General features: G+C 71.4%; 22 protein-coding genes and 1 pseudogene. 13 read left to right on the top strand and 10 right to left on the bottom strand.

What is annotated here, in order from left to right:
- The first annotated feature begins 82 nt into the window (after positions 1–82).
- From VIP82_RS18940 to VIP82_RS23040, 4 genes and pseudogenes are all read left to right on the top strand, one after another.
- A complete protein-coding gene (locus VIP82_RS18940) occupies positions 83–1,471 on the top strand; it encodes an O-acetylhomoserine aminocarboxypropyltransferase/cysteine synthase family protein (protein ID WP_331911466.1) in 1,389 nt (462 codons plus the stop codon).
- Between the two features lie 41 nt (positions 1,472–1,512).
- Positions 1,513–2,505 (top strand): Gfo/Idh/MocA family protein, encoded by a 993-nt coding sequence (locus VIP82_RS18935; RefSeq protein ID WP_331911464.1) that lies wholly within the window; start codon positions 1,513–1,515, stop codon positions 2,503–2,505.
- 1 nt (position 2,506) lies between these two features.
- Positions 2,507–3,071, top strand: a pseudogene (locus VIP82_RS23045) (NYN domain-containing protein); the annotation flags it as partial.
- A 23-nt stretch (positions 3,072–3,094) separates the two neighbouring features.
- Entirely contained in the window at positions 3,095–3,730 is a 636-nt protein-coding gene (locus VIP82_RS23040; RefSeq protein WP_414684704.1) for an OST-HTH/LOTUS domain-containing protein, read from the top strand.
- 19 nt (positions 3,731–3,749) lie between these two features.
- On the opposite strand, the gene VIP82_RS18925 is transcribed toward VIP82_RS23040, so the two are convergent.
- The gene (locus tag VIP82_RS18925) at positions 3,750–4,556 is read right to left on the bottom strand and encodes an alpha/beta fold hydrolase (protein ID WP_331911460.1); all 807 of its coding nucleotides are present in this window, start codon (positions 4,554–4,556) and stop codon (positions 3,750–3,752) included.
- Between the two features lies 1 nt (position 4,557).
- Positions 4,558–5,943 carry an FAD-binding oxidoreductase gene (locus VIP82_RS18920; protein ID WP_331911458.1) on the bottom strand — a complete coding sequence of 462 codons (1,386 nt, stop codon included), beginning with the start codon at positions 5,941–5,943 and terminating at the stop codon, positions 4,558–4,560.
- Positions 5,944–6,042: 99 nt separating this feature from the next.
- Between VIP82_RS18920 and VIP82_RS18915 the strand changes: the two genes are divergently transcribed.
- The 7 genes from VIP82_RS18915 (at position 6,043) to VIP82_RS18885 (ending at position 14,138) form a co-directional block, all read left to right on the top strand.
- Positions 6,043–7,245 carry an ROK family transcriptional regulator gene (locus tag VIP82_RS18915; protein WP_331911456.1) on the top strand — a complete coding sequence of 401 codons (1,203 nt, stop codon included), beginning with the start codon at positions 6,043–6,045 and terminating at the stop codon, positions 7,243–7,245.
- Positions 7,246–7,254: 9 nt separating this feature from the next.
- Entirely contained in the window at positions 7,255–8,355 is a 1,101-nt protein-coding gene (locus VIP82_RS18910; protein ID WP_331911454.1) for a sugar ABC transporter substrate-binding protein, read from the top strand.
- A gap of 59 nt (positions 8,356–8,414) precedes the next feature.
- Positions 8,415–9,335, top strand: coding sequence for an ATP-binding cassette domain-containing protein (locus VIP82_RS18905; RefSeq protein ID WP_331911452.1), 921 nt, complete (start codon positions 8,415–8,417; stop codon positions 9,333–9,335).
- Entirely contained in the window at positions 9,332–10,579 is a 1,248-nt protein-coding gene (locus VIP82_RS18900; protein WP_331911450.1) for a sugar ABC transporter permease, read from the top strand. Before VIP82_RS18905 ends, VIP82_RS18900 begins: the two co-directional genes overlap by 4 nt.
- A gap of 297 nt (positions 10,580–10,876) precedes the next feature.
- The gene (locus VIP82_RS18895) at positions 10,877–11,956 is read left to right on the top strand and encodes a sugar ABC transporter substrate-binding protein (RefSeq protein ID WP_331911448.1); all 1,080 of its coding nucleotides are present in this window, start codon (positions 10,877–10,879) and stop codon (positions 11,954–11,956) included.
- Positions 11,957–12,042: 86 nt separating this feature from the next.
- Positions 12,043–12,870, top strand: a complete 828-nt coding sequence (locus tag VIP82_RS18890; RefSeq protein ID WP_331911446.1) for an ATP-binding cassette domain-containing protein — start codon at positions 12,043–12,045, stop codon at positions 12,868–12,870.
- Entirely contained in the window at positions 12,867–14,138 is a 1,272-nt protein-coding gene (locus VIP82_RS18885; protein ID WP_331911444.1) for a sugar ABC transporter permease, read from the top strand. The genes VIP82_RS18890 and VIP82_RS18885 overlap by 4 nt, the downstream gene beginning before the upstream one ends.
- A 92-nt stretch (positions 14,139–14,230) precedes the next feature.
- Here VIP82_RS18885 and VIP82_RS18880 read toward each other — a convergent pair whose 3' ends face one another.
- Genes VIP82_RS18880 through citH form a run of 3 tightly spaced genes read right to left on the bottom strand, consistent with a single transcriptional unit; the run spans position 14,231 to position 17,155 of the window.
- Positions 14,231–14,947 carry an NAD-dependent deacylase gene (locus tag VIP82_RS18880; protein ID WP_331911442.1) on the bottom strand — a complete coding sequence of 239 codons (717 nt, stop codon included), beginning with the start codon at positions 14,945–14,947 and terminating at the stop codon, positions 14,231–14,233.
- A complete protein-coding gene (locus VIP82_RS18875; RefSeq protein WP_331911440.1) occupies positions 14,944–15,564 on the bottom strand; it encodes an alpha/beta fold hydrolase in 621 nt (206 codons plus the stop codon). The genes VIP82_RS18880 and VIP82_RS18875 overlap by 4 nt, the downstream gene beginning before the upstream one ends.
- A 58-nt stretch (positions 15,565–15,622) precedes the next feature.
- Positions 15,623–17,155 (bottom strand): citrate transporter CitH, encoded by a 1,533-nt coding sequence (citH, locus tag VIP82_RS18870; protein WP_331911438.1) that lies wholly within the window; start codon positions 17,153–17,155, stop codon positions 15,623–15,625.
- 212 nt (positions 17,156–17,367) lie between these two features.
- Here citH and VIP82_RS18865 point away from each other — a divergent pair, with 212 nt between their 5' ends.
- Both VIP82_RS18865 and VIP82_RS18860 read left to right on the top strand, forming a co-directional pair.
- Positions 17,368–19,017, top strand: coding sequence for a sensor histidine kinase (locus VIP82_RS18865; protein WP_331911436.1), 1,650 nt, complete (start codon positions 17,368–17,370; stop codon positions 19,015–19,017).
- Entirely contained in the window at positions 19,014–19,670 is a 657-nt protein-coding gene (locus VIP82_RS18860) for a response regulator (protein ID WP_331911434.1), read from the top strand. Before VIP82_RS18865 ends, VIP82_RS18860 begins: the two co-directional genes overlap by 4 nt.
- Before the next feature lie 55 nt (positions 19,671–19,725).
- Here the strand turns inward: VIP82_RS18860 and VIP82_RS18855 are convergent, their stop codons facing one another.
- Genes VIP82_RS18855 through VIP82_RS18835 form a run of 5 tightly spaced genes read right to left on the bottom strand, consistent with a single transcriptional unit; the run spans position 19,726 to position 24,337 of the window.
- A complete protein-coding gene (locus VIP82_RS18855) occupies positions 19,726–21,261 on the bottom strand; it encodes an ATP-dependent DNA ligase (RefSeq protein ID WP_331911432.1) in 1,536 nt (511 codons plus the stop codon).
- A 52-nt stretch (positions 21,262–21,313) separates the two neighbouring features.
- Positions 21,314–22,306, bottom strand: a complete 993-nt coding sequence (locus VIP82_RS18850) for an epimerase (RefSeq protein WP_331911430.1) — start codon at positions 22,304–22,306, stop codon at positions 21,314–21,316.
- A complete protein-coding gene (locus tag VIP82_RS18845; protein ID WP_331911428.1) occupies positions 22,303–22,704 on the bottom strand; it encodes a DoxX family protein in 402 nt (133 codons plus the stop codon). Before VIP82_RS18845 ends, VIP82_RS18850 begins: the two co-directional genes overlap by 4 nt.
- A complete protein-coding gene (locus VIP82_RS18840) occupies positions 22,701–23,465 on the bottom strand; it encodes an LLM class flavin-dependent oxidoreductase (RefSeq protein ID WP_331911426.1) in 765 nt (254 codons plus the stop codon). Before VIP82_RS18840 ends, VIP82_RS18845 begins: the two co-directional genes overlap by 4 nt.
- Positions 23,462–24,337, bottom strand: coding sequence for an LLM class flavin-dependent oxidoreductase (locus VIP82_RS18835; RefSeq protein WP_331911424.1), 876 nt, complete (start codon positions 24,335–24,337; stop codon positions 23,462–23,464). The genes VIP82_RS18840 and VIP82_RS18835 overlap by 4 nt, the downstream gene beginning before the upstream one ends.
- Positions 24,338–24,435 lie beyond the last annotated feature (98 nt).

Here is a 24,435-nt window from a genome sequence, read left to right as displayed (position 1 = left end):
GCCCGTGGCGGCCGGGGCCGCCGGCGCAACAGTTCGACACACGACGCACGGGCGCCGCCCCCGCGGCTCGACAATGGTCAGCATGCCTCGTGCCACCGACAACGATCTGCCGCCTCGCCCGGCCGCCCCTCGCTCCTTCGCGACGGCCCAGGTGCAGGCCGGGTTCGACTCCAGCGTGGCCGAGAACACCGCCGTTCCGGCCATCCACCAGTCGAACGGCTTCGAGTTCCGCTCGCTCGCGGAGGCACGTGACCTCTTCGCGCTGCGCAAGGACGGCAACATCTACAGTCGCGCCGCCAACCCCACCGTGCTCGTGTTCGAGCGGCGCGTCGCCGAGCTCGAGGGCGGCATCGGCGCCGCGGGTGTCGCCTCGGGTCAGGCGGCCGTCGCGGTGGCTCTCCTCGCCCTGGCCAAGCAGGGCGAGCACATCGTCGCGGCCCGGCAGCTCTACGGCGGCACCGTCGACCTGCTGCAGGACACGTTCGCCGACTGGGGCATCGAGGTCACCTTCGTCGACCAGGACGACATCGACGCGTGGTCGGCCGCGGTGCGCCCCACCACCCGCGCGCTCTTCGCCGAGTCGATCTCGAACCCCATCGCACAGGTGCTCGACATCGGCGCCGTCGCGGCCGTCGCCCGCGGCGCGGGCGTGCCGCTCGTGATCGACAACACCGTCGCGACGCCGTACCTGCAGCGCGCCAAGGACTTCGGCGCCGACATCGTCGTGCATTCGGCGACGAAGTTCCTCGGCGGCCACGGCACATCGCTCGGCGGCGTCGTCGTCGACCTCGGCACGTTCGACTTCACCGCCGAGCCCGAGCGCTGGCCGCAGCTCACGCAGACCTACCGGCGCGTCCCGGACGGCAGCCTCGTCGAGCGCTTCGGCGAGACCGGATCGCCCTACATCGCGCTGGTGAAGACCAAGTACGTGCACGACCTGGGGCCCTCGCTGTCGGCGTTCAACGCCTTCCAGCTGCTGCAGGGACTCGAGACGCTCGATCTGCGCATGCAGCGCCACACCGAGAGCGCCCTCGCGGTCGCGCGATTCCTCGACACGCACCCGGCGGTCGCGCGGGTGCACCACCCGGGACTCGAGACCAGCCCGTGGCATGCCCAGGCCCAGGCGTATCTGCCGCACGGGGTGAGCTCGGTCTTCGCGTTCGACCTCCCCACGACCGGCGACGACGAGGCCGACTTCCGCCTCGTCGAGGAGTTCATCTCGCGCCTGCAGGTGATCCGGCTCGTCGCCAACATCGGCGACGCGCGCAGCCTCGTCGCCCACCCGGCCTCGATGACCCACAGCCACATGTCGCGCACCCAGCTCGCGGAGGCGCACATCGGTCCGACCACCGTGCGTCTCTCGATCGGCCTGGAGGATGCCCGCGACATCGTCGAGGACCTTGCCCGCGCGCTCGAGCGGATCGGCGAGGCCGCCGACCGTCCCCAGCTGGCGGAGAGCGTGCCGAGCTAGTCGACCCGGCGAGTGCGCCGTCGCGCCACTAGCCTCGTCTCATGACCTCACCGTCCTCACCCCGCTGGGGGATCCTCGGACCAGGTGGCATCGCGCGGGCGTTCACCAGCGATCTGCGCACCGCCGGCCTCGACGTCACCGCCGTCGGATCCCGCCGTCGCGAGACCGCGGACGCCTTCGCCGCCGACTTCTCCATCCCCCACGCCCACGGCTCGTACGAGGACCTGGTCGCCGATCCCGACGTCGACATCGTCTACATCGCGACGCCGCATCCGATGCACGCCGCCAACGCTCTGCTGGCGCTGGAGGCCGGGAAGCACGTGCTCGTCGAGAAGCCGTTCACGCTGAACGCCGCCGAAGCGGCAGCGGTCCGCGACGCCGCCGCCGACCGCGGGCTCCTCGCCATGGAGGCGATGTGGACGCGGTATCTGCCGCACATGGTCCGCATCCGCGAGCTGGTGGCCTCGGGCGCGCTCGGCGAGATCCGCGCGGTCACCGCCGATCACACCCAGCTGCTGTCGTCCGACCCCGCACACCGCATCAATGCGCTCGAGCTGGGCGGCGGCGCTCTCCTCGACCTCGGCATCTACCCGGTGTCGTTCGCCTGGGACATGCTGGGCGAGCCGCTGTCCCTCGTCGCGTCCGCGCGCATCGGCGACGCCGGATCCGACACCGAGGTGGCGACGATCATGGCGCACGCCAACGGCGCGCTGTCGACGTCGCTGTCGGCTTCCCGCGGGGCGGGGCCGAACACGGCCTCGGTGATCGGCACAGACGCCCGCATCGACATCGACCGCGTCTGGTACACGGCGACCTCGTTCCGCCTCGTGGAGCCCGACGGCACGGTGCGCGAGGAGTACCGCTCCGACATCGAAGGGCGCGGGATGCAGTACCAGGCGCTGGCCGCGGGGCGGTACCTCGCGGATGGCCTCACCGATTCCGACATCCTGCCGATCGACGAGACCGTCGCGATCATGGCCACGCTCGATGAGATCCGCACGCTCGTGGGCGTGCGCTACCCCGGTGAGGAGTGACATGCCCGACCTGCAGAATCCCCGCGTCGCGGTGTACCTCGATTTCGACAACATCGTGATGTCCTGGTACGACCGCGTCCACGGCCGCAACTCGTACTCGCGCGACCGTCAGCGCATTGCCGACAACCCGACCGATCCCGAGATCGCCGAACGTCTTGCCGCGGCCACGATCGACGTCGGCGCCATCATCGACTTCGCGGCCTCCTTCGGCACGCTCGTGCTCACCCGCGCGTACGCGGACTGGTCGGCACCCGTCAACGCGATCTACCGTTCGCAGCTCGTCGCCCGCGCGGTCGATCTCGTGCAGCTCTTCCCCGCCGCCGCGTACGCCAAGAACGGAGCCGACATCCGTCTCGCGGTGGATGCCGTCGAGGACATGTTCCGGCTGCCCGACCTCACACACGTGGTGATCGTGGCCGGCGACTCGGACTACGTCCCCCTCGCGCAGCGGTGCAAGCGGCTCGGCCGCTACGTGGTCGGCGTCGGTGTGGCCGGGTCCACGGCGAAGTCGCTCGCAGCCGCGTGCGACGAGTTCGAGGCGTACGACTCGCTGCCGGGCGTCCCCCGTGTCACACGCGAGCCCGCGCGCGTGGCCAAGACGCCAGACAGGACCGCGGAGAAGGCCGCCGAGAAGGCGCCGTCGAAGGCTGCCTCGGGCCGTGCGACCAAGGCGAAGGAGACGGCAGCAAGCGCGCCGACCAGCGGCACGGCCGCGCGGTCGGGAGGCCGTCGCGGAGGGGCGAAGTCCGTGCCGGCGGAGGCCGCCGCGCCGACGGATGCCGTCACGCCGGACGCGCCTGCAGAGGCTACGGCAGCGCCTGCCGAGGCCCGTTCGACCGTCGAGGTCGAGGCAGCGCTCAACGAGGCGCTCGAGACGACGGCGCCCCCGAAGCGCGGGAACCGTCGTGCGTCTTCGAAGACCGTGGCCGCGAGCGTCGAGCCACCCGCTCCCGAGCCGGTGCAGCCGGTCGAGGAGCCCGCCGAGGACCCGCAGGAGACGGCCACCCGGCTGCTCGAGCGCGCCCTGCGCCTCGGCCACGACAAGAACGACGACTCCGAATGGCTGCACAGCTCGGCGGTCAAGACGCACATGCGGCGGATGGACCCGTCCTTCAGCGAGAAGGCCCTGGGCTACCGGTCGTTCAACGACTTCGTGAAGGCTCGCGAGTCGATCGCAGAGCTCGAGGAGACCGGACACGAGCGACTGGTGCGTCTGCGCGAGTAGCCGTCCCGCGGGGCGGGCGTCAGCCGATGCGCGTGAGGAAGTCCAGGAGTCCCGCGTTGAAGGCGGCGGGCTGCTCGATGTTCGTCGCGTGGCCGTCGCGTGCGATGACCGCTGACGTTCCGTGCTCGGCGAGCGCGGCGGCGGCGGCCGCGTGCGCACTCGGCCAGAACTCGCTCTCGGCGCCGGCGACGAAGAGCACCGGCACCGTCGTGGCAGCGATCACCGGCCGCCAGTCGGCCTTGGCGTGATCGTTCAGCAGAGTCAGCTCACCCGGCGTGAGCTCGCGCTCGGCGCCCTTCATGGCCCGTAGCAGGCGTACGAGCCGCATGCCGCGGCGCAGCATCGGCGTGCCGTGCCCGGTCTCGGGGATACCCGCAGCGAAGTACGTGTCGACGTTCTGCTCGGTATAGCCGTAGAAGCCGTACGGCCAATCGGCCGTGTTGAGCATCTTCGGCGTCTGGTCCACCGACACGACGGCGGCGACGCGGTCGGAGCCTTCCTGGCCGAGATACGACCAGATGGTGTTCGCACCCATCGACCCGCCCACCAGTACCGCCTCGCGCAGGTCGAGCGCCCCGGCGACGTCGTGGAGGTCGCTGCCGCGTCGAGCCATGTCTACGCCCGAGGCCGGGCGCTCTGCGGCGCCGTGCCCCCGCAGGTCCACGGACAGGACGCGATAGCCGGCGCGCGCGAGCGCCGGTACCTGGTACCGCCAGGAGGTCGCGGCCGCCTTGAAGCCGGCCAGGAGCACGACCGGGCGGCCGGACGGATCGCCGGACTCCTCGTAGTGCAGCCGCACTCCGTCGTCGGCGTGGATCGAGGTCATCTCAGTCTCCGTTCGGGAAGGCCTTGCCGGGGTTCAGGATCCCGATCGGGTCGAGGGCGTGTTTGATCGCGCGGTGCATTCCCTGGACCACCGGGCTGAGCTCCTCCGCGGCGCCGGGGAGCTTCAGGAGTCCGACGCCGTGCTCGCCGGTGACCGTGCCGCCGAGCGCGCGGCAGTCGTCGACGATGCGGTCGAACGCCGCCTTCGCGCGCGACTTCGCGTCCTCGTCGCCTTCGGGCGCGATGATGAGCGGATGCAGATTGCCGTCGCCCGCGTGGGCGATGTTGGCGATCACGACGCCGGCGGCCTCCGCCACCGCTTCGATCCGTGCGAGCATCTCCGGCACCGCGCCGCGCGGGACGCACACGTCTTCGGTGAGCACCGGACCGAGCCGCTCCAAGGCCGGATAGGCGAGGCGCCGGGATGCGAAGAGCCGGTCGATGTGGGCCGGTTCGTCGGCCCGCTCGACGCGATCGCCGTCCGCGGCGAGGAAGAGCTGCTCGATCGCCGCGGCGAGCTCTTCGCCGCGCTCTCCGGGCTCGTCCACCTTCGCGAGCAGGAGGGCGTTGGCCTCCTCGGGGAGGTCCCAGCCCTGCCACTCGGCGACTGCGTGCAGGCAGGTGCGGTCGATCAGTTCGAGCGCCGACGGCACGATCCCCGCCTCGGCCACGGCGGCGACCGCGCGCCCGGCATCCGTCAGGGTGCGGAAATAGCCGATGACCGCGCGCTCCTGGCGTCCGCCGAGCGGTCGCAGCTTCACCGTGACGTCCGCGATGACGCCGAGGGTACCCTCGGAGCCGACGAAGAGTCCGGTCAGGTCATAGCCCGTCACGCCCTTCGCCGTCGTGCGGCCCAGCTTCGCGACGCTGCCGTCGGCGAGCACCACCGTCATGCCGAGCACGTAGTCGCGCGTCACCCCGTACTTCACGCAGCAGATGCCGCCTGCGTTGGTGGCCACGTTGCCGCCGATGGTGGAGATGGCCTGGCTCGCGGGATCGGGCGGATACCAGAGCCCGTGCTCGGCGACGTGGCGGCGCAGGTCGTCGTTCAGCACGCCCGCCTCGACCACCGCGTACCGCTCGGCCGCGTTCACCTCGACGATCCGCGTCATCCGTTCGAGCGACACGACGAGGCATCCGCTCGTCGCGTTGGCGCCGCCCGAGAGGCCGGTGCCCGCCCCGCGGGGGACGATGGCCACGCCGTGGGCCGCGGCGATGCGGACGGTCGCCACCACGTCGTCGAGGCAGGAGGCGAACACGACGGCGGCGGGCCGTGCGAAGTCGGCCCACTCGGCATCGTCGTGGCTCAGCCGGTCCAGCGTCTCGGCATCGGTCGCGACCGTGTGCGGAGCAAGGGCGGCGCGGAGCGCCTCGACGACGGTGTGCATGGCGTACCGATGCTAGTGCGCGCGGCGCCGCGGGACCGCCCGCCGACGGGCGATCGCGCGGCCGATCTGGGGAATCGCAGGTGGGATACAGTGTGAGCTGTGGCACGCCGTCAAGCTCCGCCGGGCTCGCAGACCTCGCTGCGCGAGGCCAATCGCGCGCGCGTCGTCGAGTCGCTCAAGCGCCACGGCCGCCTCACGCAGATCGAGCTCGCCGGCAGCACCGGACTCTCCCCGGCCACGGTCTCGAACATCGTCAAGGAGCTGACCGCGTCGGGCCTGCTCCACACGTCGTTCACGACGAGCAGCGGTCGCCGCGCGACGCTCGTGTCGCTCGCCCGCCGGCTCGGTCTCGTCGCGGGCGTCCACTACAGCTCGCGGCAGCTGCACATCGCGATCGCCGACACCGCGCGCACCATCGTCACCCAGTCCTCGCTCCCCCTCCCTCTCGACCACCGCCACGACTCCGAGCTCGACCGCCTCGCACTGCTGCTCGGCGACATGATGGAGTCGCTCGGCGGTTCGCTCACCGACCTCCTCGCCGTCGGCCTGGCGCTCCCCGCACCCATCGACCCGCGCACCGGCATGGTGTCCACCCCGGGCCTCCTGCGCGGCTGGGAGGGCGTCGACATCGCCGAGAGCCTCTCGGTCCGCATCGGCCGCCCCGTCTACGTCGACAGCGAGGCGAACCTCGGCGGTCTCGCCGAGGCCCGCGAGGGCAACGGGCGCGCCGCTGCGTCGTCCGTCTTCATCCGCGTCGGCCACACCATCAGCGCCGGACTCGTGGTCGGCGGGGACCTGTTCCGCGGCGTCAACGGCAAGGCGGGCCAGATCGGCCATGTCACGCTCGACGAGAACGGACCCATCTGCCGCTGCAGCAACCGCGGCTGCCTCGAGACCTACGCGGGCGGGCCGGCGCTGCTGTCGCTCTTCCCGTCGAGCGAGGGCATGCACCGCCTGGGCGACCTGCTGCAGGCCGCCGAAGCGGGCGACGGAGCAGCTCGGCGCGTCATCGCCGACGCCGGACGCCACATCGGCATCGCGGCCGCGAGCCTGTGCAACCTCTTCGATCCCGAGGTCATCGTCGTGGGAGGAGAGCTGGGGCAGGCGGGCGAGATCCTCATGGCGCCGATGCGGCACTCGCTCGAGCGCACCGCCCTCCCGTCCGCCGACGGCCTGCCCGAGATCGTCGGTGCCTCCTTCGGCGAGTGGGCCGAGACGCGCGGGGCCATCGCGATCGCTCTCGACCACGTCACCGTCAGCGCCCAGCTCCCGGCGGCGTCGACGCTCCCCATCACCGCATAGGCTCGTCCGATGTCCCGCACCCGACACGATCGGCCGCGGCGGCGCCCGGTCGGGCATCGCGCGGCGGCGGCTGCCGGCATCCTCGTGCTCGCCGCGGCGGCGCTGTCCGCGTGCACCGGGGATCCGGGAGCCGAGGAGGGCACGCCGGCGGACGACACCATCGCGCTGCTCCTGCCCGACGCGAAGACCGCGCGCTACGAGACCTTCGACCGGCCCCTGTTCGAAGCGCGCGTGGCCGAGCTCGGCGACTATGACGTGCTGTACGCCAACGCCGATCAGGATGCTGCGAAGCAGCAGCAGCAGGCGGAGTCCGCCCTCACCTCGGGCGCGGGGGTGCTGGTACTGGATCCGGTCGACGCGAACGCCGCCGTCAGCATCGTGAACTCCGCCAACGCCAAGGGAGTGCCCGTCGTCTCGTACGACCGCCTGATCGCCGGCGGAGACCTCGCGTATTACATCTCGTTCGACAACGAGAAGGTCGGCGTGCTGCAGGCGACCGCGTTCGTCGAGGGGATGCGGACGACCGAGGACGGCAGCGGCATCCTCATGGTGAACGGCTCGCCGACCGACAGCAACGCGGCGCTGTTCAAGCGCGGCGCCCACAGCATCATCGACGACAGCGGCCTGCGCGTGCTCGCGGAGTACGACACCCCGGGCTGGAGCCCTGAGAAGGCGCAGGAGTGGGTGTCGGGACAGATCGCGCAGCACGGCGGCGCGATCGCCGGCGTCTATGCCGCCAACGACGCCACCGCCGGCGGTGCGATCGCAGCGCTGCGCGTCGCGAACGTCGATCCGCTCCCGATCGTGACCGGACAGGATGCCGAGCTCTCGGCGATCCAGCGGATCCTCACCGGCGACCAGTACATGACGGTGTACAAGGCGATCAAGCCGCAGGCGGAGCTCGCCGCCGAGGTCGCCGTCACGCTGCTGCACGGCGAGGAGGTGACCGCGCCACTGGAGATCGAGGGGACTCCGGCCACGCTGCTCGACCCCGTCGCGGTGACGATCGACGACATCATGGACACCGTCGTCGCAGACGGATTCTGGAGCGTCGACGACATCTGCACCCCCGCTTACGCGGATGCGTGCGAAGCTGCGGGCATCGGGTAGGGTCCAGATTCTGGCAGGGGTCGGCTGGGGCCGGGAACGACGATGAGGACGGGGCGAGAATGTCGATGACGCACCCGCGGACGGGGCGGCCGCGTGAACGCGTGCTGACGATGCGCGGCATCGGCAAGAGGTTCGGCGCCGTCAAGGCGCTCACCGACGTTGACTTCTGGGTGAACGAGGGCGAGGTCGTCGCGCTCGTCGGCGACAACGGCGCCGGCAAGTCGACGCTCGTCAAGGTGCTGGCGGGTGTGCACCCGCCCGACAGCGGGTCGATCGAATTCGACGGCGAGGAGGTCGGCATCGACTCCCCCGCCGACGCTCAGCAGCTCGGGATCGAGACGATCTTCCAGGACCTCGCGCTGTGCGACAACCTCGACGTCGTCGCGAATCTGTGGCTCGGACGCGAACTGCGCGACGGCGCCACGCTGGACGAGGTCGACATGGAGCGGCGCACCTGGACGCTGCTGCGCGAGCTGTCGGCCAAGATCCCGTCCGTGCGCGTGCCCGTCGCGTCGCTGTCGGGCGGGCAGCGCCAGACCGTCGCGATCGCCCGCTCCCTGATCGGCGAGCCGCGCGTCGTGATCCTCGACGAGCCGACGGCCGCGCTCGGCGTCGCGCAGACCGCCGAGGTGCTGAACCTCATCGAGCGCCTGCGCGAGCGCGGGCACGGGGTCATCCTCATCAGCCACAACATGGCGGACGTCATGGCCGTCGCCGACCGCGTGGTCGTGCTGCGCCTGGGTCGCAACAACGGCGTGTACAACGTCGCGGACGTCACCAGCGAGACCCTCATCGCGGCGATCACCGGCGCGGTCGACCACTCCGCGCCGCCCCGACGCATGCCGGAGAGGACGGATGCCGCGCCCGACGCCGCGCGCGACGACGACGCCGCCGCCCAGACCTCCGGCGGCACCGTCATCCGCATGCCGCGCGCCGGGTCGCGCCGCACCCCCCGACCCCGCGGGGACGGGAGCCGATGAGCGCGCGCGGCGACGAGCGCCTGACCGAGCCGACCGGCGACGAACGGCTCCTGAGCGGCAGCGGCATCCGCCTCGCCCTGGAGGGCTTCGTGACGCGCATCCGCGGCGGAGATCTCGGTGCCCTTCCCGTCGTGCTCGGGATCGCGGTGATCTGGACGGTCTTCCAGCTGCTGAACCCGGTCTTCCTCTCCAGCGAGAACCTCGTGAACCTCACGATGCAGTGCGCTGCCATCGGCACGATCGCACTCGGCGTCGTGCTGGTGCTGCTCGTCGGCGAGATCGACCTGTCCGTCGGGTCGGTGTCGGGGCTCGCCGCCGCGGTGCTCGCCGTCACGTTCGTGCAGCTGCAGTGGAACCTGATCCTGTCGCTGGTGGCGGCGATCGCCGTCGGGTGCCTGGTCGGTCTGCTGTACGGCTATCTGTTCACACGCTTCGGACTGCCGAGCTTCGTCATCACGCTGGCCGGCCTCCTCGGCTTCCTCGGGCTGCAGCTGTGGGTGCTCGGCGAGACGGGATCCATCGCGATCCCGTTCGACTCGTGGCTCGTCCAGTTCGCCCAGCAGATGTTCCTGCCGGCCTGGGCATCGTATGTCGTGGCGGTGCTGGCCGTGGCGGCGTTCGCGTGGTCGCTCCTGCGGCGTGCCCGACGGCGGGCGGCGGCGAACCTGGTGAGCCAGAGCTACACCGAGATCGCGGTGCGCAGCGGGGTCCTGCTCGCGTTCCTGCTCGTCGCGACCTGGTACCTGAACCTGTATCGCGGCGTCGGGGTGATGTTCCTGTTCTTCCTCGCCCTCATCGTCGCCATGAACTTCGTCCTGACCCGCACCCGCTGGGGGCGGGCCGTCTACGCCGTCGGCGGGTCGGTGGAGGCCGCCCGGCGCGCCGGCATCCGGGTCGACCGCATCTACCTCTCGGTGTTCGCGATGTGCTCCACCTTCGCCGCCGTCGGAGGCATCCTGGCGGCCGCACGACTGGCGTCGGCCAACCAGAGCTCGGGCACGGGCGACGTGAACCTCAACGCGATCGCCGCAGCCGTCATTGGCGGCACCAGCCTCTTCGGAGGACGCGGATCGGCGTTCTCGGCGCTCGTGGGCATCGTGGTGATCCAGTCCATCTCGTCGGGTCTCACCCTGATGAACCTCGACTCGTCGGTGCAGTTCATGGTCACCGGCGTCGTGCTCGTGCTCGCCGTGATCGTCGACTCGCTCTCGCGGCGCACCCGTGCCGCCACCGGCCGCGCCTGACCACAAGCCCGCCGCCCACTGGCTTCACTTGGCGAACGCGCCGAACAGCCTCGCCGGACGACCCGCAATGGCTGCGGAACATTATGCGCGGTCTGCGGCCGAAAACGGTGCACTCTGCACGGTAAGCGCTCTCTCGCACGCGAGCGTCGCGGCATCCGTCTCCCGATGGCCGGTGCGTTGCCAAAGCGTTACGTTCAAGACTTGACGCCAAGAATGCCGGTCATCGATGATCGCATCAGCGCGAAGAAACCAGGGACGCTCCTGGAACTCGCTCGCTTCAACGACGAAAGGCGAATGATGAAGAAGTCTTCGATCCTCGCCGTGGCCGCCCTCACGGGCGCGGCCGCGGTGATGCTGGCCGGCTGCTCGAGTGGCGGCGGCGGCAACGGCGGTTCCACGGAGGAGGGCGGCGACGCCGCCGACCGTGCCTGTGTGATCCTGCCCGACGCTGCGTCCTCGCCTCGCTGGGAGAACCTCGACCGCACGTTCCTCCAGGAGGGCCTCGAGGAAGCCGGCTTCGACGTCGACATCCAGAACGCCCAGGGCGACGTCAACAAGTACTCGACGATCGCCGACCAGCAGCTCACCCAGGGCTGCGGCGTCATGCTCCTGGTGGACTACCAGGGTGCAGCCGAGGCTGTGGCCGCCGACGCGAAGGCCGAGGGCATCCCGGTCATCGCCTATGACCGTCCCTTCGCGGGCGCTGACTACTACGTCTCGTTCGACAACGAAGAGGTCGGCCGGCTCGAGGGCCAGCTCGTCCTCGATGGTCTCGAGGCCAAGGGTGTGGCCCCTGCCGACGCGACCGTCGTCTACATGGGCGGCGACCCCACCGACGGCAACGCCAAGATGTTCCACGACGGCGCGGTCGAGGTCATGGAGGCGGCCGGCATCACCGCGGCCGCAGAGCCCCCGGGGGTCTGGGACCAGGCGAAGTCGCAGACCAACTTCGAGCAGGCCCTCACCAGCCTGAACGGCCAGGTCGACGGCGTGTGGGTCGCGAACGACACGAATGCGGCGGGCGTCATCAAGGTGCTGCAGGACAACAACCTGCAGGGCGTGGCGGTGTCGGGTCAGGACGCGAATGTGGCCGGCCTGCAGAACATCCTCCTCGGCTGGCAGACGGGCACCGTGTGGAAGCAGGTGAATCTCGAAGCGGACGCCGCGATCGAGACCGCCGTCGCGCTGCTGAAGGGCGAGACTCCTGAGGCGGACGCCGAACTCGAGGATGGCACCCCGTACATCCAGGTCGCACCGACGGTGGTCGGTCCGAACGAGGTCAAGGAAGTCGTCGCAGCAGGTGGCTACGCATCGTACGACGACGTCTGCACGCCGGAAGTCGAAGCCAAGTGCGCCGAGTTCGGAGTCACGGAGTAACGTTCGGTCCACAGCCGCGAGGGCGTCGCGTCTCGAAGGCGCGGCGCCCTCTGCGCGCTCGACACAGACAGCGCAAGGAAGCGAGCATGTCAGACACCACCATCGCCCCAGATACCGCGCTCGGCGCGGAGCCGATCATCCAGCTGGTCGGCGTGAAGAAATCGTTCGGACCGGTCAGCGTCCTGAAGGGCGTGGACCTCAAAGTCCATCCCGGCAAGGTCACCGCCCTCGTGGGCGACAACGGCGCCGGCAAGTCCACGCTCATCAAGGGTCTGGCCGGCGTGCAGCCGTACGACGAGGGCGAAGTCCTCATCGACGGCGTGCACCGCGACCTGCACGCGCCCCGCGACGCCGGGAACCTCGGCATCGAGGTCGTGTACCAGGACCTCGCCCTGTGCGACAACCTCGACATCGTCCAGAACATGTTCCTCGGCCGCGAGGAGCTCTCGGCCGGCACCTTCGACGAGGGGCGCATGGAGAAAGAGGCGTCCGACACGCTGCGCTCCCTCTCGGTGCGCACGGTGAAATCCGTCCGCCAGAAGGTGTCGAGCCTGTCCGGTGGCCAGCGGCAGACCGTGGCGATCGCTCGCGCCGTACTGAAGAAGGCCCGAGTGGTCATCCTCGACGAGCCCACGGCCGCCCTCGGCGTCGCCCAGACGGAGCAGGTGCTGAACCTGGTGAAGCGCCTGTCGGAGCAGGGGGTAGCCGTGGTCCTCATCAGCCACAACCTGGTGGACGTCTTCGAGGTCGCCGACGACATCGCCGTCCTGTACCTCGGTCAGATGGTCGCTCAGATCCCGGCGTCCTCGACGACCCGCGACGACGTGGTCGGCTACATCACCGGAACCAAGGCACCCGCCGGTGTCACGATCCTCGACACGTCGACCGTTCGCACCGAAGGAGGCGCGGAATGAGCAGCAATGCCACCCGGACCGAGGCCGCTCCCGATCCCCTCGCGAGCGACCTGATCGGCAGCGGCGTGGAGGGCGGCGTCGGCGACCAGCTCCAGGCGTGGTGGCAGCGCGTCCGCGGCGGCGACATGGGCGCCCTGCCCGCCATCGGCGGCCTCGTCGTGCTCGGCGCGCTGTTCTCGATCATGAGTCCGTTCTTCCTCACGGAGCGCAATTTCGCCAACCTGCTGAACCAGGCGGCGACGCTCGTCGTGCTCGGCATGGCGCTCGTATTCGTGCTGCTGCTCGGCGAGATCGACCTGTCCGCCGGTGTGACCGGCGGTGTCGGCATGGCGCTGTTCGTCGTGCTGAACGCGCAGTTCGGCATCCCCTGGCCGCTCGCACTCCTGATCGGCTTCGGCTTCGGGTTCCTCACAGGGGCGTTCATCGGCTTCTTCGTGGCGAGGGTGGGCATCCCGTCATTCGTCGTCACGTTGGGGTTGTTCCTGGGGTTCCAGGGGCTCGCGCTCGTCATCATCGGCCCCGGGGGTCTGTTCCGCCTCGAGGTGCCCGAGCTCATCGCGCTCCAGAACGGAAATCTGCCCGTGTGGGGCGGATGGGTGATGCTCGTGATCATGCTCGCGATCTCGGGGGGGACGTCCTTCTGGGACCGCGCACGCCGCACGCGTGCCGGCGTTCCCAATCGTGCCGTGTCGTTGGTGTTCATCAAGCTCGCGGCGATCGCGGTGATCGGCGGCGCGGTGGTCTTCGTCCTCAATCAGAACCGCGGCCAGTCCGTGGTCGAGGTGGCCGGCGTCCCCATCGTCGTGCCGGTCGTGCTGACGATCCTCTGGCTCGGCACGTTCCTGCTCGACCGCACCAAGTTCGGCCGCTACATCTATGCCATCGGCGGCAACGCCGAGGCTGCACGCCGTTCCGGTGTCAAGGTGCGGTGGATCAAGTGGTGGGCGTTCGTGATCTGCTCGAGCCTCGCGGTGTTCTCAGCGCTGCTGAGCGTGGCGCGGGTCGGCTCGGTCGACGCCACCGTCGGCCGCGACATCGTGCTGTCGGGCGTCGCCGCGGCGGTCGTCGGCGGTGTCAGCCTGTTCGGCGGCAAGGGACGCCTCATGCACGCGGCGATCGGCGCGCTCGTCATCGCGACGATCACGAACGGTCTGGGCCTGCTTAACCTGCCCGCGGGCGTCAACCTGCTGGTGACCGGCGCCGTGCTGATCCTCGCCGCAACCGTGGACGCGCTGTCGCGCGTGCGGTCGGGTGGCGGCCGGGTGTAGCCGCAGCAGTCGATTCGAGGGCGCCGGGCGGAGCATTCCGCGCGGCGCCCTCGTCCGTCCGTGCGGCGCCCTCCCGGGGACGCGTGACGCCCTCAGCTTCGCTCGACGGCCGCGCGGCGCGCCGACAGGACCTCATCAACCCAGGCGGGCACCAGCTCGCTCGCACGACCTGCCCGGGCGTCGTCGAACGGAACGGCCGCGTCGCTCGGCTCGAGATTGAGCTCGACGGTGCGCACGCCGAAGGCGGCCGCCAGCGCGACGTAGCCGGCAGCCGGGTACACGGCGCCGGACGTGCCGATCGACACGAAGACGTCGGCGGCGACGACGGCGTTCTCGATGCGGTCGAGGTCATACGGCATCTCGCCGAACCAGACCACGTCGGGGCGCAGCATCCGCTCTCCGCATTCGGGACAGGGCGGGCGATCGATGAGGTCTTCGGTCCAGGCGGGCCGGGAGCCGCACGCGAGGCACAGCGCCCGGCGCAGCTCGCCGTGCATGTGGACGAGGTTGCGGCTGCCGGCGCGCTCGTGCAGGTCGTCGACGTTCTGCGTGACGACGAGCAGGTCGCCGGCGATCGCACCCTCCAGTCGTGCGAGTGCGCGATGGGCGGCGTTGGGCACGACGGTTCCGAGCGCCCGGCGCCTCGCATCGTAGAAGGCGAGCACGGTGTCGGGGTCGCGTTCGTACGCCTCCGGCGTGGCGACGTCCTCGATGAGGTGTCCCTCCCACAGGCCGTCGGCTCCGCGGAAGGTGGGTACGCCGCTCTCCGCGGAGATGCCGGCGCCGGTGAGGACGACGATCCGGGTCATCGGAGGGTTCCGGGGGCGACGTGCGACAGCACGCGCTCCCACACCTCGCCGAGGACGAGGCGCGACTCGGGGTCCGAGGTCTGCGGCACCATCTCGACGCGGGCGGAGGGGAGCCTCTCGGCGAACCAGCGTGCTGCGGCGTGGGCGGCATCCGGATCCTGCCGCGCGTTCATCAGCAGCGTCTTGGCGGTGATGGTCTCGAGGAGCTCCGCGACCGCATACCGGCCGAGCTCTGACTCAGGACGCGGCACGGCCAGGAGGGCGAGTCTGTCGACGCCGGCGCCGACGAGCGCGGCGACCTGGATGGCCACTTCGCCGGCCGTGGCGACGCCCACGAGGCCCACGGGCCGATCGCCGCGCTCCTCGGTGACGAACTGCGCGATCCGTCGTGCGGTGGCCTCCGCGGGAGTCGTGCCGCGGTAGGCCACCGGGTCGTCGATGTCGTCCACCGTGAGTCCGATCGCAACGACCCGCACGTCGCGTCGGGACGTGGCGTCGTGCAGCGGATCCGACAGCGTCGAGACGCCCTCGCGGAGCAGGAACACGGTGCGCTCCGCGCCGGGCGCCCCGAAGCTGCGGTGCTCGTAGGCGGCGTCGGGTGCGGCTGCTCTGGTCATGGCCAAAGCCTACGAGCCGTGGACGCCGCCGGGGAGAACCCGCCCGGGAGCGACCCGCTCAGGCCATGAGCGGGATCGCGCCCACCAGCACGCCGACGGCGAGCATCGCGAGCGACACGACGCACGCCCGCCACAGCACCTTCTTGTGGTGATCGCCGAGGTTGACGCTCGCGAGCGAGACGAGCAGCAGGATGGCGGGCACGAGCGGGCTCTGCAGGTGCACCGGCTGGCCGGTGATCGAGGCGCGGGCCATCTCGACCGGCGCGATCCCGAAGTGCTCGGCGCTCTGCGCCAGCACGGGCAGGATGCCGTAGTAGAACGCGTCGTTCGACATGAAGAACGTGAACGGGATCGACAGGATGCCGGTGATCACGGCCAGGAAGGGTCCCAGCGAGGCCGGGATCACGGTCGTGATCCAGGTCGCCATCGCGTCGACCATGCCGGTGCCGTTCAGCACGCCGACCAGCACGCCGGCCGCCAGGACCATCGAGACGACGCCCACGATGCTCGGGGCGTGGGCGACGATCTCGTCGGCCTGGCTCTTGAGCTTCGGGAAGTTCACGAACAGCGCGATCGCGGCGCCGACCATGAAGACGTAGGCGAGCGGGAAGACGTCGAGCACCAGCAGCACCATCACCGCGAGGGTGAGCGCCAGGTTGAACCAGATGAGCTTGGGCCGCAGCGTCGCACGGTTCGGGTCGAGCATCGTGTCGGCCATCGCGGTGTCTTCGCGGTCGACGACGGCGGTGGCGACGGGCAGGCTGCCGCGGCCGCCGGCGAGCGTCACGATGTTGCCGGTGCGCAGCGTCGCGCGGGCGCCCGGCTTCGTGTCGGCGCCGCGGAAGATGCGGGATCCGGCGAGCACTCCCCCGCCGTCGAGGCGCGACTCGTCGATGCTGCCGATGCGCTTGCGCTCCGAGAGTCCGAGGAACCAGGCGAAGGTCAGCGAGATGACGATGCCGGCGGCGAGCGAGGGCAGCATCGGAACGAAGATGTCGGTGGGCTGCAGGCCGAGCGCGGTCGCCGCACGCACGGTGGGGCCACCCCACGGGACGATGTTCAGCGTGCCGTTCATGAGGCCCGCGACGCAGGTGAGCACGACGGGGCTCATGCCGAGGCGCAGGTAGATCGGCAGCATCGCGGAGGTCGTGATGATGAAGGTCGTCGAGCCGTCGCCGTCGAGCGAGACCGCGCCGGCCAGCACGGCCGTGCCGAGCACGACCTTGGCCGGGTCGTCGCCGAGCAGGCGCGTGATCGCGCGGATGAGCGGATCGAACAGGCCGACGTCGATCATGATGCCGAAGTACATGATCGCGAACATCAGCAGGGCCGCCGTCGGAGCCATGCTGCCGATCGCGTCGAGGATCATGTCGCCGAGTCCCAGCCCGGCGCCGGCGAACAGCCCGAAGACGGTCGGCACGAGGATGAGCGCGACCATCGGCGTCAGCCGGCGCGTCATGATGAGCGCCATGAACGCCAGGACCATCGTGAAGCCCAGGGCGACGAGAACGCCTTCGGACGGGACGAAGGCGGTGGCGTAGCCTTCCTCGGCCTCGGCGGCGTGGAACAGGAACGGAACTGCCGCGTTCATCTCGACTCCTTCGTCGTATCGTGCGGGTGGTGGCATATCGCACCGGTGGCGGTGCGTTCCCGCGAGGCTAGGCGCGGGCAGCGGGTCGTCGCGCGCTAAGTCGCATTCCCGCGGGTTGTGCGCGTAGCGTGTCTTCTGCGCATTGTGCTCACGTGCGCGGACGGCCGGTGCCCCTCATCGGCCCCAGCCCCTCATCGGCTCCGGGAGGTGGGATGCGCTTCGCGACGCGGCTGCTGCTGATGCAGCTGGCGACGGTGACCGCCGTCGTCGCCGTGTGCGCGCTCGTCTTCGGGTGGCTGGGTGTGCGCCAGCTCCGCGCGGAGTCGGAGGCCGCCGCCCTCAACATCGCCCGCACTGTCGCGGAGGATCCCGACGTGAAGTCGCTGGTCGCCGAGTTCTCCGCCGACCCGGGAACGCCGGATGCCGCCGAGCTGCGCACCGGCGCGCTCCAGCAGATCGCCGCCGACGTCGCGGATCGCACCGACGCGCTGTTCGTCGTCATCACCGACGATCACGGCATCCGTCTTGCCCACCCGACTGAGGAGCTTCTGGGCCAGGTCGTCTCGACTCCTTTCGCCGAGGTGCTCGAGGGCAACGAGGTCGTCGACTGGGAGGTGGGCACGCTCGGCGAGTCCGCCCGCGCCAAGGTGCCCGTGTACGCAGAGGACCGCGGCGCTCCCGTCGGCGAGGTCAGCGTCGGGTTCGAGCGCGCGAGCGTCTTCGACGATCTCCCCGCCCTCGTCGCGACGATCGCGATCGCCGCGATCGGCGGGCTGGCACTCGCCGCGGTGGCCACGCTGGTGCTCCGGCGGCGGTTCGAACGGCTCACCCTCGGGCTGCAGCCGGAGGAGCTGGTGACCCTCGTGCAGAACCAGGCGGCGGTGCTCGAGGGGGTCGGCGACGGCGTCATCGCACTCGATCCCGACGGCGTCGTGCGGGTGTGCAATGAAACGGCCGAACGGATGCTGGGCATCGACGCCCCTCTCGGGCGCCGCTTCGACGGGCTCGCGCTGCCCGACACGGTGCGCCACGCGGTGCGAGACGGCGCCTCGGGCGTCGAGGCCGTCGTCGGCGACAGGGTGCTGTACCTCGACACGAGGCCCGTGCACAGGGATGCGCGGGCACTGGGTCAGATCGTGGTCGTGCGTGACCGCACCGACGTCGAGGCGCTCGTCGGCCGACTCGAGACCGTGCGCGCGATGGCCGAGGCGCTGCGGGTGCAGCGGCACGAGTTCGCCAATCGCCTGCACGTCGCCTCCGGCTTGATCGACGCAGACCGCGTCGACGAGGCCCGCGCGTTCCTCGGCGATCTGACCGAGCGCGGCGCCGTGGACTTCGGCGTCGCGGGGCTCGAGCGCGTCCCCGACCCGTTCCTGACGTCGCTTCTCGGCGCGACCGCCGCGACGGCGCGGGAGCGGGGCGTCACGGTCCGCATCTCGGAGGACACGATGCTGCTGAGCGAGGTGGCCCAGGCGGAGGACGTGGCGGCCGTGCTCGGCAACCTCGTCGGCAACGCGGTCACCGCGGCGGTGGACGGCGCACGGCCCGGCTGGGTCGAAGTTGCGCTGCTGGGAGACGGCGACGAACTGGTGATCACGGTGGCCGACTCCGGCGGCGGCATCCGTCCGCCGGGAGCAGACCCGTTCGCGCGGGTCGCCGCGCGCGAGGCGGAGGCGAGCCGCATCGACGCCGTGCACGGGCACGGCTTCGGACTTCCGCTGTCACGCGATCTCGCGCGCCGCCGCGGCGGCGACGTCTGGCTGATCGATCCCGGCGGCGCGGGCTCCGGAGCCGTGTTCGGCGCGCGGCTGCCCGGGGCGCTCCGCTCCGCTGACGGAAACTCCGAGGAGAAGAACGCATGAACCGTCCCATCCGCGTGCTGGTCATCGACGACGACTTCCGGGTGGCCGGCCTGCACCGCGACATCGTCGCGTCGCGTACCGGGTTCACGGCTCTGGAGGCGGTGCAATCGCTGGGCGCCGCACGGCAGGCGGTGCGGGCGCAGGCCCCTGATCTGCTGCTCGTCGACGCCTTCCTTCCCGACGGCGACGGCGTCGAGTTCGTCGCCGCGGCCGACATCGACGCGTTCGTGCTGTCAGCTGCGACCGATGCCACCACCGTGCGCCGCGCTCTGCGAGCGGGGGCGCTCGCCTACCTGACGAAGCCCTTCGACGCCCGGATGCTCGCCGAGCGGCTCGATCGCTACGCACGGATGCGGAACCTGCTGGTCACCGACCGGCCGCTGGAGCAGGAGCAGATCGACCGCGCCCTCGCGATCATGCACGGCGGTGCCGAGCCGGCGACCGTCGCGCGCTCGGCGACCGAGCAGCTGATCCTCGAGGGGCTGGGCGACGACGAGGCGTCCGCTGCGGAGATCGCCGAACGCGTCGGCATCTCGCGGGCCACGGCGCAGCGCCACCTCGCGGGGCTCGCCAGCCGCGGCCTGGTCGAGGTGCGTCTGCGCTACGGGACCACCGGCAGGCCCGAGCACCAGTACGTCGCGGTCCGCCGCTGACGCACGGCGGGGCACGAGTACGTCGCGGTCCGCCGCTGACGTAGGGGCCGCTCCCCTACCCCCGCAGCAGTCCGCGCAGGGTCTCGATCGTGTCGGCTTCGTCGGCACGCTTGTCGGGGCGATAGCCCTTCACGCGCGCGAAGCGCAAGGCGACGCCGCCGGGGTAGCGCGAGGAGCGCTGCACGCCGTCGATGGCGATCTCGACGACGGTCTCGGGCCGCACGTGCACGGCGTACGAGGAGCGATGGGTCTCGATGGTCGGGAAGTACTCGGTCTGCCAGCGCAAGGTCGCGTCGGTCAGGCCCTTGAAGGTCTTGCCCACCATCACGAAGCCCCCGGGCTCGCCGAACGCCCCGTCGGGATCGCGCGCACCGAGGTGCAGATTCGAGAGCTGGCCGGTGCGCCGTCCCGATCCCCACTCGACGGCGAGCACGACGAGGTCGTAGGTGAGCACGGGCTTGACCTTGAGCCAGCTCTTGCCGCGTCGGCCGGCGGCGTAGGGCGCGTCGAGCGCCTTCACCATCACGCCTTCGTGCCCGGCGGCGAGGGCTTCGCGCGAGAACTCCTCGGCACGCGTCGCGTCTTCGGTGACGATGCCGGGCATCCGGGCGTCGCCGACGGCGCTGTCGAGCATCGCGAGGCGCGTCGACAGCGGCTCGTCGATGAGGTCGCGGCCGTCGAGGTGCAGGATGTCGAAGAACCAGGGGCGCAGCACCACCGCGGCCGCGTCGTCGGCGCCCAACGACCCGAAGCGGGCCATGGTGTCCTGGAACGGGCGCGGCCCGCCGTCCTCGTCGAGTGACAGCGTCTCGCCGTCCAGGATCACGCGGTCGGCCGGGAGCGCCCTCACGGCCTTGACGATCTCGGGCACGCGGTGGGTGATGTCGGCGAGGCTCCGGGTGAATACGCGCACGTCCTCGCCGTCGCGGTGGACCTGGATCCGCGCCCCGTCGAGTTTGTATTCGACGGATGCCGCTCCGCCGAGCGTCTCGAGCGCTTCTGTCGCCGAGCCCGCCGTCGAGGCGAGCATCGGCAGCACGCCGCGCCCCACTTCGAGCCCGACCGCGGCGAGCTCCTCCGGCGTGCCGGTGAGGGCGATGCGCGCCGTGGCGCCGAGGTCGCCCGACAGCATCGCGGCACGGCGCACGGTGGCGGCGTCGCGGTCCGACGCCTTCGCGACGGCGTCGAGCAGCACCCCCTCGAGCGCCCCGGTGCGCAGTTCGCCGAGCATGACGCGGGCGAGGAAATCCCACTCCTGCGCCGTGGCCGAGCGGGCCAGCGCATCGAGCGCCGCGGTGCGCGCCGCCACCGATCCGGGGCCGTCCGCCCCGGCGAGACGATCGAGCGCGGCATCGACGTCGCCCACGGTGAGCGTCGGCTCGTCGGCGTGCGTCACGGCGAGGTTCGAGAGACTCCGCCACCCGACGCCGAGGCGACCCTGGCGCGGGCTCGCGGTCAGGAACCCGATCGCCGGCCCGACCTCGTCGGGGTCGAGCAGGCGCAGGGCATCGGACAGCGCGGCGACCTTTGCCAGTCGCGACGACGTCGAGGCCACGGCATCCGTCGCCGTCACGAGCTCGTGGAGCAGCATGCCCGCATTCTCCCATCCGGCCCCGACACGCACACGGTGGCGCCGCCCGGTCTCAGTGCCGTCGCCCGCCGAGAGACCCCACGACGTCGCGCAGGGCCGGCTCCAGCTCGGGATACGTGAAGTCGTAACCCGCCCCGCTCAGCGTCTCGGGAGCCGCCCATCTGCTCTTGAGCACGAGCTCCGGCTCGGTGCGCAGCACCCACATCGCCGGTTCGAGCATGAAGCGCCAGGCGGGAAGCCCGATCGGCGCGCCCACGACGCGGCGGAGCGTCGCCATGAGCTCGCGGTTGTCGGAGGTGCCCGGCGCCGCGAGATTGACCGGCCCGGAGATCCTGGGGTCGTCCCGCACGAACCTCACCGCCCCGACCACGTCGTCGAGGTGGATCCAGCTGAACCGCTGCCGGCCACGGGAACGCTGGCGCGGAGCGCGGCCGTCACCGGTGGGACGGGGGCCGATTCCGCGATAGCGCCGATGTGGGAACCACCAGCCGTCGTACTGGGTTCCGCCGAGTCCGATGCGGGCCAGCCGCACCAGGGTGTGCGTCGCGGGACCGTCGCCGAGGACGATCGCCATCCGCAGCGCGACGCGTCGTGTGGACGGGAGGCTGTCCGCGAAGAACTCGTCCTCCCACGCGCGTGCCACGTCCACCGAGAAGCCGGTACCCACTTCGCCGTCCCGCTCCGTCTGCGGCCGGTCGAGCGCGTAGCGGTAGATGGTCGCGGTGCTCGCGTTGAGCCACAGCGGAGGCGGCGTGGACGCGTCGCCGATCGCGGCACGCAGCGCCCGCGTCGTCAGCACGCGCGACCGCAGGATCTCGTCGCGATTCGCGTCGGTGTAGCGGCAGTTCACCGACTTCCCGGCGAGGTTCACCACGATCGCCGCGCCATCGACGAGCGCACGGATGCCGTCGGCGTCGGTCCAGGAGACGTCGGCGCGGGCACGGCCGATCGTGCGCACGTCGTAGCCGTCATCGGCGAACGCGCGCAGGAGCGCTCGCCCGACGAACCCCGACGCCCCTGCGATGACGGCGACGGGCCGGCTCATCCGCGACCGCCCGCCGCAGCGTCGGTGCTCCAGAGCGCCCACACCACGAGCAGCGGCTGCAGCAGCAGTCGCACGAAGCGGGAGCGGTCGGTGCGCAGCATCGGAGCCGGCCGACCCGTGCGCCACTGGTGGACGTTGCCCGGAAAGACCGCTACGAAGAACGCCGCCACGGACCAGCCGATCCGGTGGCGTTCGGCGGGGAGCGCCACGAGCGCGCCGCCGAGCATCAGCTCGACGACGCCGGAGGCGAGCACGATCGTGTCTTTGTCGGTGTGGAGCAGGATCGTCGCCCAGTCCGGCACCACGATGCGGTAGCCACGGCGGCCCCAGGTCAGATGCGAGGCGCCCGCGACGACGAGGAGCGCCGCGAGGGCCCAGCGGGCGACGACCCGGGTCACGCGATCGCCTCGGCCACGGCGTCGATGAACCGCAGGTGGTCGTCCACGCCGCCCGTCGGCGTGATCGCCCGCAGGACGACCTCGTCGACGCCGGCGCGGTAGGCGACGATCCGGTCCCCCAGGTCGGCGGGGCGGATCACGGTATCGGCGGCGGCCAGCCCCAGTCGGGCGAAGTTGGCGGCGTACGCCGGGTACCCCGCGTAGCGTGCGGTCTCCTCGTCGAGTGCGGCGAGCGCGGCGACGTCGGCAGCCGTCCGCACGTACAGCGCGACATGTGTCCCGGGGGCGATCGCGTGGGCCCGTGCCGCCTGCGCGGTCGCGGCCGCCGGGGTGAGCCAGCTCAGCAGGAGTCCGTCGGATGCCCCAGCCCCGGCCCGCCGCATCCGCGGGCCGAGCGCACCCACGACGATGCGCGCGCCGGTGCGCCGACGCAGCTCGGTGGCGGCATCCGTCACCAGCTCCACCGCGCCGGTGCGCGCCTGTCCTGAGCCGATGCCGAGCACCAGCCGAGCGGTGGGAAGACCGGAGGCCGCATCCACGATATCGTCGGGCGTGCGGCGGTCGACGGGGAGCACGCCGGTCGCGAGCACGAGGTGCTCGGTGACGGCAGCGGCCGCGGCGAGAACCGCCAGCGCGTCGTGTCCGGGCGTGTCGTTCACCCAGAGGCCGTGAAGGCCGGCCGCCTCCGCAGCGGGCGCTACCCGCTCAGCGAGGTCCGGCCCGGCCGCGGCAGCGATCCCGAGCGAGAGCTTCGCCGTCACGCGGCATCCGTCCCGACCAGACGGGCGACGTCGGCGGCCGCCCGGTAGAACTCGGCGATGTCGCCGCGCGAGGACGGAAGGAGCACGAGGTCGTCGACACCGGCGTCGAAGAACCGCTGCGCGCCGGCGGCGACCTGTGCCGGGTCGCCCCAGAGCGCCCGCTGGGCGGGGTCGGCCTTGTCCCCCACGTCGGCGATCGCGCGGGCCTCGGAATCGGCGCCGAATGCCGTGACGACGTAGGCGACCACGTCGTGATGACCGCCGCGCCCGGCGAGTTCGCGCGCCTCGCGGATCGACGCGGTGGCGATCGCGTACTCCTCCGCCGTGTGACCGCTGTCGAGGACCGTTCCGTCGGCCACTTCGCCGCTCAGCCGCAGGGTCTTGGGGCCCTCCGCCGCCGCGTACACGAGGGGCGGGGTCGTCGGCGCGTAGTCGAGCCGCACGCCGTCGAGCGTCACGTAGCGCCCGGCCGCCGTGACCTCGTCGCCGGCCAGCAGGCTCCGCAGCGCCGGCACGTACTCGCGCATGAGCGTCAGGGGCGATGCGACCCGCGCGCCCACCTGCCCCATCCAGTCCAGCACCCCGTGCCCGACACCCGGCAGCAGCCGGCCGGGGAAGAGTCGCTCGACGGTGGCCAGTTCCATCGCGGTCGCGGCGACGTTGCGCAGCGGCATGGGTGCGATGCCGATCCCGATCCGGAGGGCCTCGGTCCAGGCGAGTGCCGCGCCCACCGTCGCGAACGCGGACTGCCGGAAGCAGTCCTCCCAGATCCACAGCTCGCGAAGGCCCGACGCCTCGGCCGCGAGCACGGCGTCGCGGAACTCGTCGGGAGTGTGGGTGTACGGGTTGAAGATCGCGCCGATGCGGGTCATGCACCCACTCTGTCAGCGGCGGCCGACACGCGCATCTCGAGAGCGGCTAACGCGGCCGGTCCGCTGATGCAACCCCCCTGCCCGAGGCCGTTGTCGCC

Origin of the sequence: Microbacterium sp. (assembly GCF_036566905.1) — a bacterium.
GTDB lineage: Bacteria > Actinomycetota > Actinomycetes > Actinomycetales > Microbacteriaceae > Microbacterium.
The sequence above is the reverse complement of the archived record's forward strand: the minus strand, read 5'-3'. Positions and strand labels throughout refer to the sequence as shown.

Bases quoted from the DNA above. Each gene is read 5' to 3' on its own strand.
- VIP82_RS18940 (WP_331911466.1), top strand. From the start codon at position 83: ATGCCTCGTGCCACCGACAACGATCTGCCGCCTCGCCCGGCCGCCCCT.
- VIP82_RS18935 (WP_331911464.1), top strand. From the start codon at position 1,513: ATGACCTCACCGTCCTCACCCCGCTGGGGGATCCTCGGACCAGGTGGC.
- VIP82_RS18925 (WP_331911460.1), bottom strand. From the start codon at position 4,556: ATGACCTCGATCCACGCCGACGACGGAGTGCGGCTGCACTACGAGGAG.
- VIP82_RS18920 (WP_331911458.1), bottom strand. From the start codon at position 5,943: ATGCACACCGTCGTCGAGGCGCTCCGCGCCGCCCTTGCTCCGCACACG.
- VIP82_RS18910 (WP_331911454.1), top strand. From the start codon at position 7,255: ATGTCCCGCACCCGACACGATCGGCCGCGGCGGCGCCCGGTCGGGCAT.
- VIP82_RS18905 (WP_331911452.1), top strand. From the start codon at position 8,415: ATGTCGATGACGCACCCGCGGACGGGGCGGCCGCGTGAACGCGTGCTG.
- VIP82_RS18900 (WP_331911450.1), top strand. From the start codon at position 9,332: ATGAGCGCGCGCGGCGACGAGCGCCTGACCGAGCCGACCGGCGACGAA.
- VIP82_RS18895 (WP_331911448.1), top strand. From the start codon at position 10,877: ATGAAGAAGTCTTCGATCCTCGCCGTGGCCGCCCTCACGGGCGCGGCC.
- VIP82_RS18890 (WP_331911446.1), top strand. From the start codon at position 12,043: ATGTCAGACACCACCATCGCCCCAGATACCGCGCTCGGCGCGGAGCCG.
- VIP82_RS18885 (WP_331911444.1), top strand. From the start codon at position 12,867: ATGAGCAGCAATGCCACCCGGACCGAGGCCGCTCCCGATCCCCTCGCG.
- VIP82_RS18880 (WP_331911442.1), bottom strand. From the start codon at position 14,947: ATGACCCGGATCGTCGTCCTCACCGGCGCCGGCATCTCCGCGGAGAGC.
- VIP82_RS18875 (WP_331911440.1), bottom strand. From the start codon at position 15,564: ATGACCAGAGCAGCCGCACCCGACGCCGCCTACGAGCACCGCAGCTTC.
- citH (WP_331911438.1), bottom strand. From the start codon at position 17,155: ATGAACGCGGCAGTTCCGTTCCTGTTCCACGCCGCCGAGGCCGAGGAA.
- VIP82_RS18865 (WP_331911436.1), top strand. From the start codon at position 17,368: ATGCGCTTCGCGACGCGGCTGCTGCTGATGCAGCTGGCGACGGTGACC.
- VIP82_RS18860 (WP_331911434.1), top strand. From the start codon at position 19,014: ATGAACCGTCCCATCCGCGTGCTGGTCATCGACGACGACTTCCGGGTG.
- VIP82_RS18855 (WP_331911432.1), bottom strand. From the start codon at position 21,261: ATGCTGCTCCACGAGCTCGTGACGGCGACGGATGCCGTGGCCTCGACG.
- VIP82_RS18850 (WP_331911430.1), bottom strand. From the start codon at position 22,306: ATGAGCCGGCCCGTCGCCGTCATCGCAGGGGCGTCGGGGTTCGTCGGG.
- VIP82_RS18835 (WP_331911424.1), bottom strand. From the start codon at position 24,337: ATGACCCGCATCGGCGCGATCTTCAACCCGTACACCCACACTCCCGAC.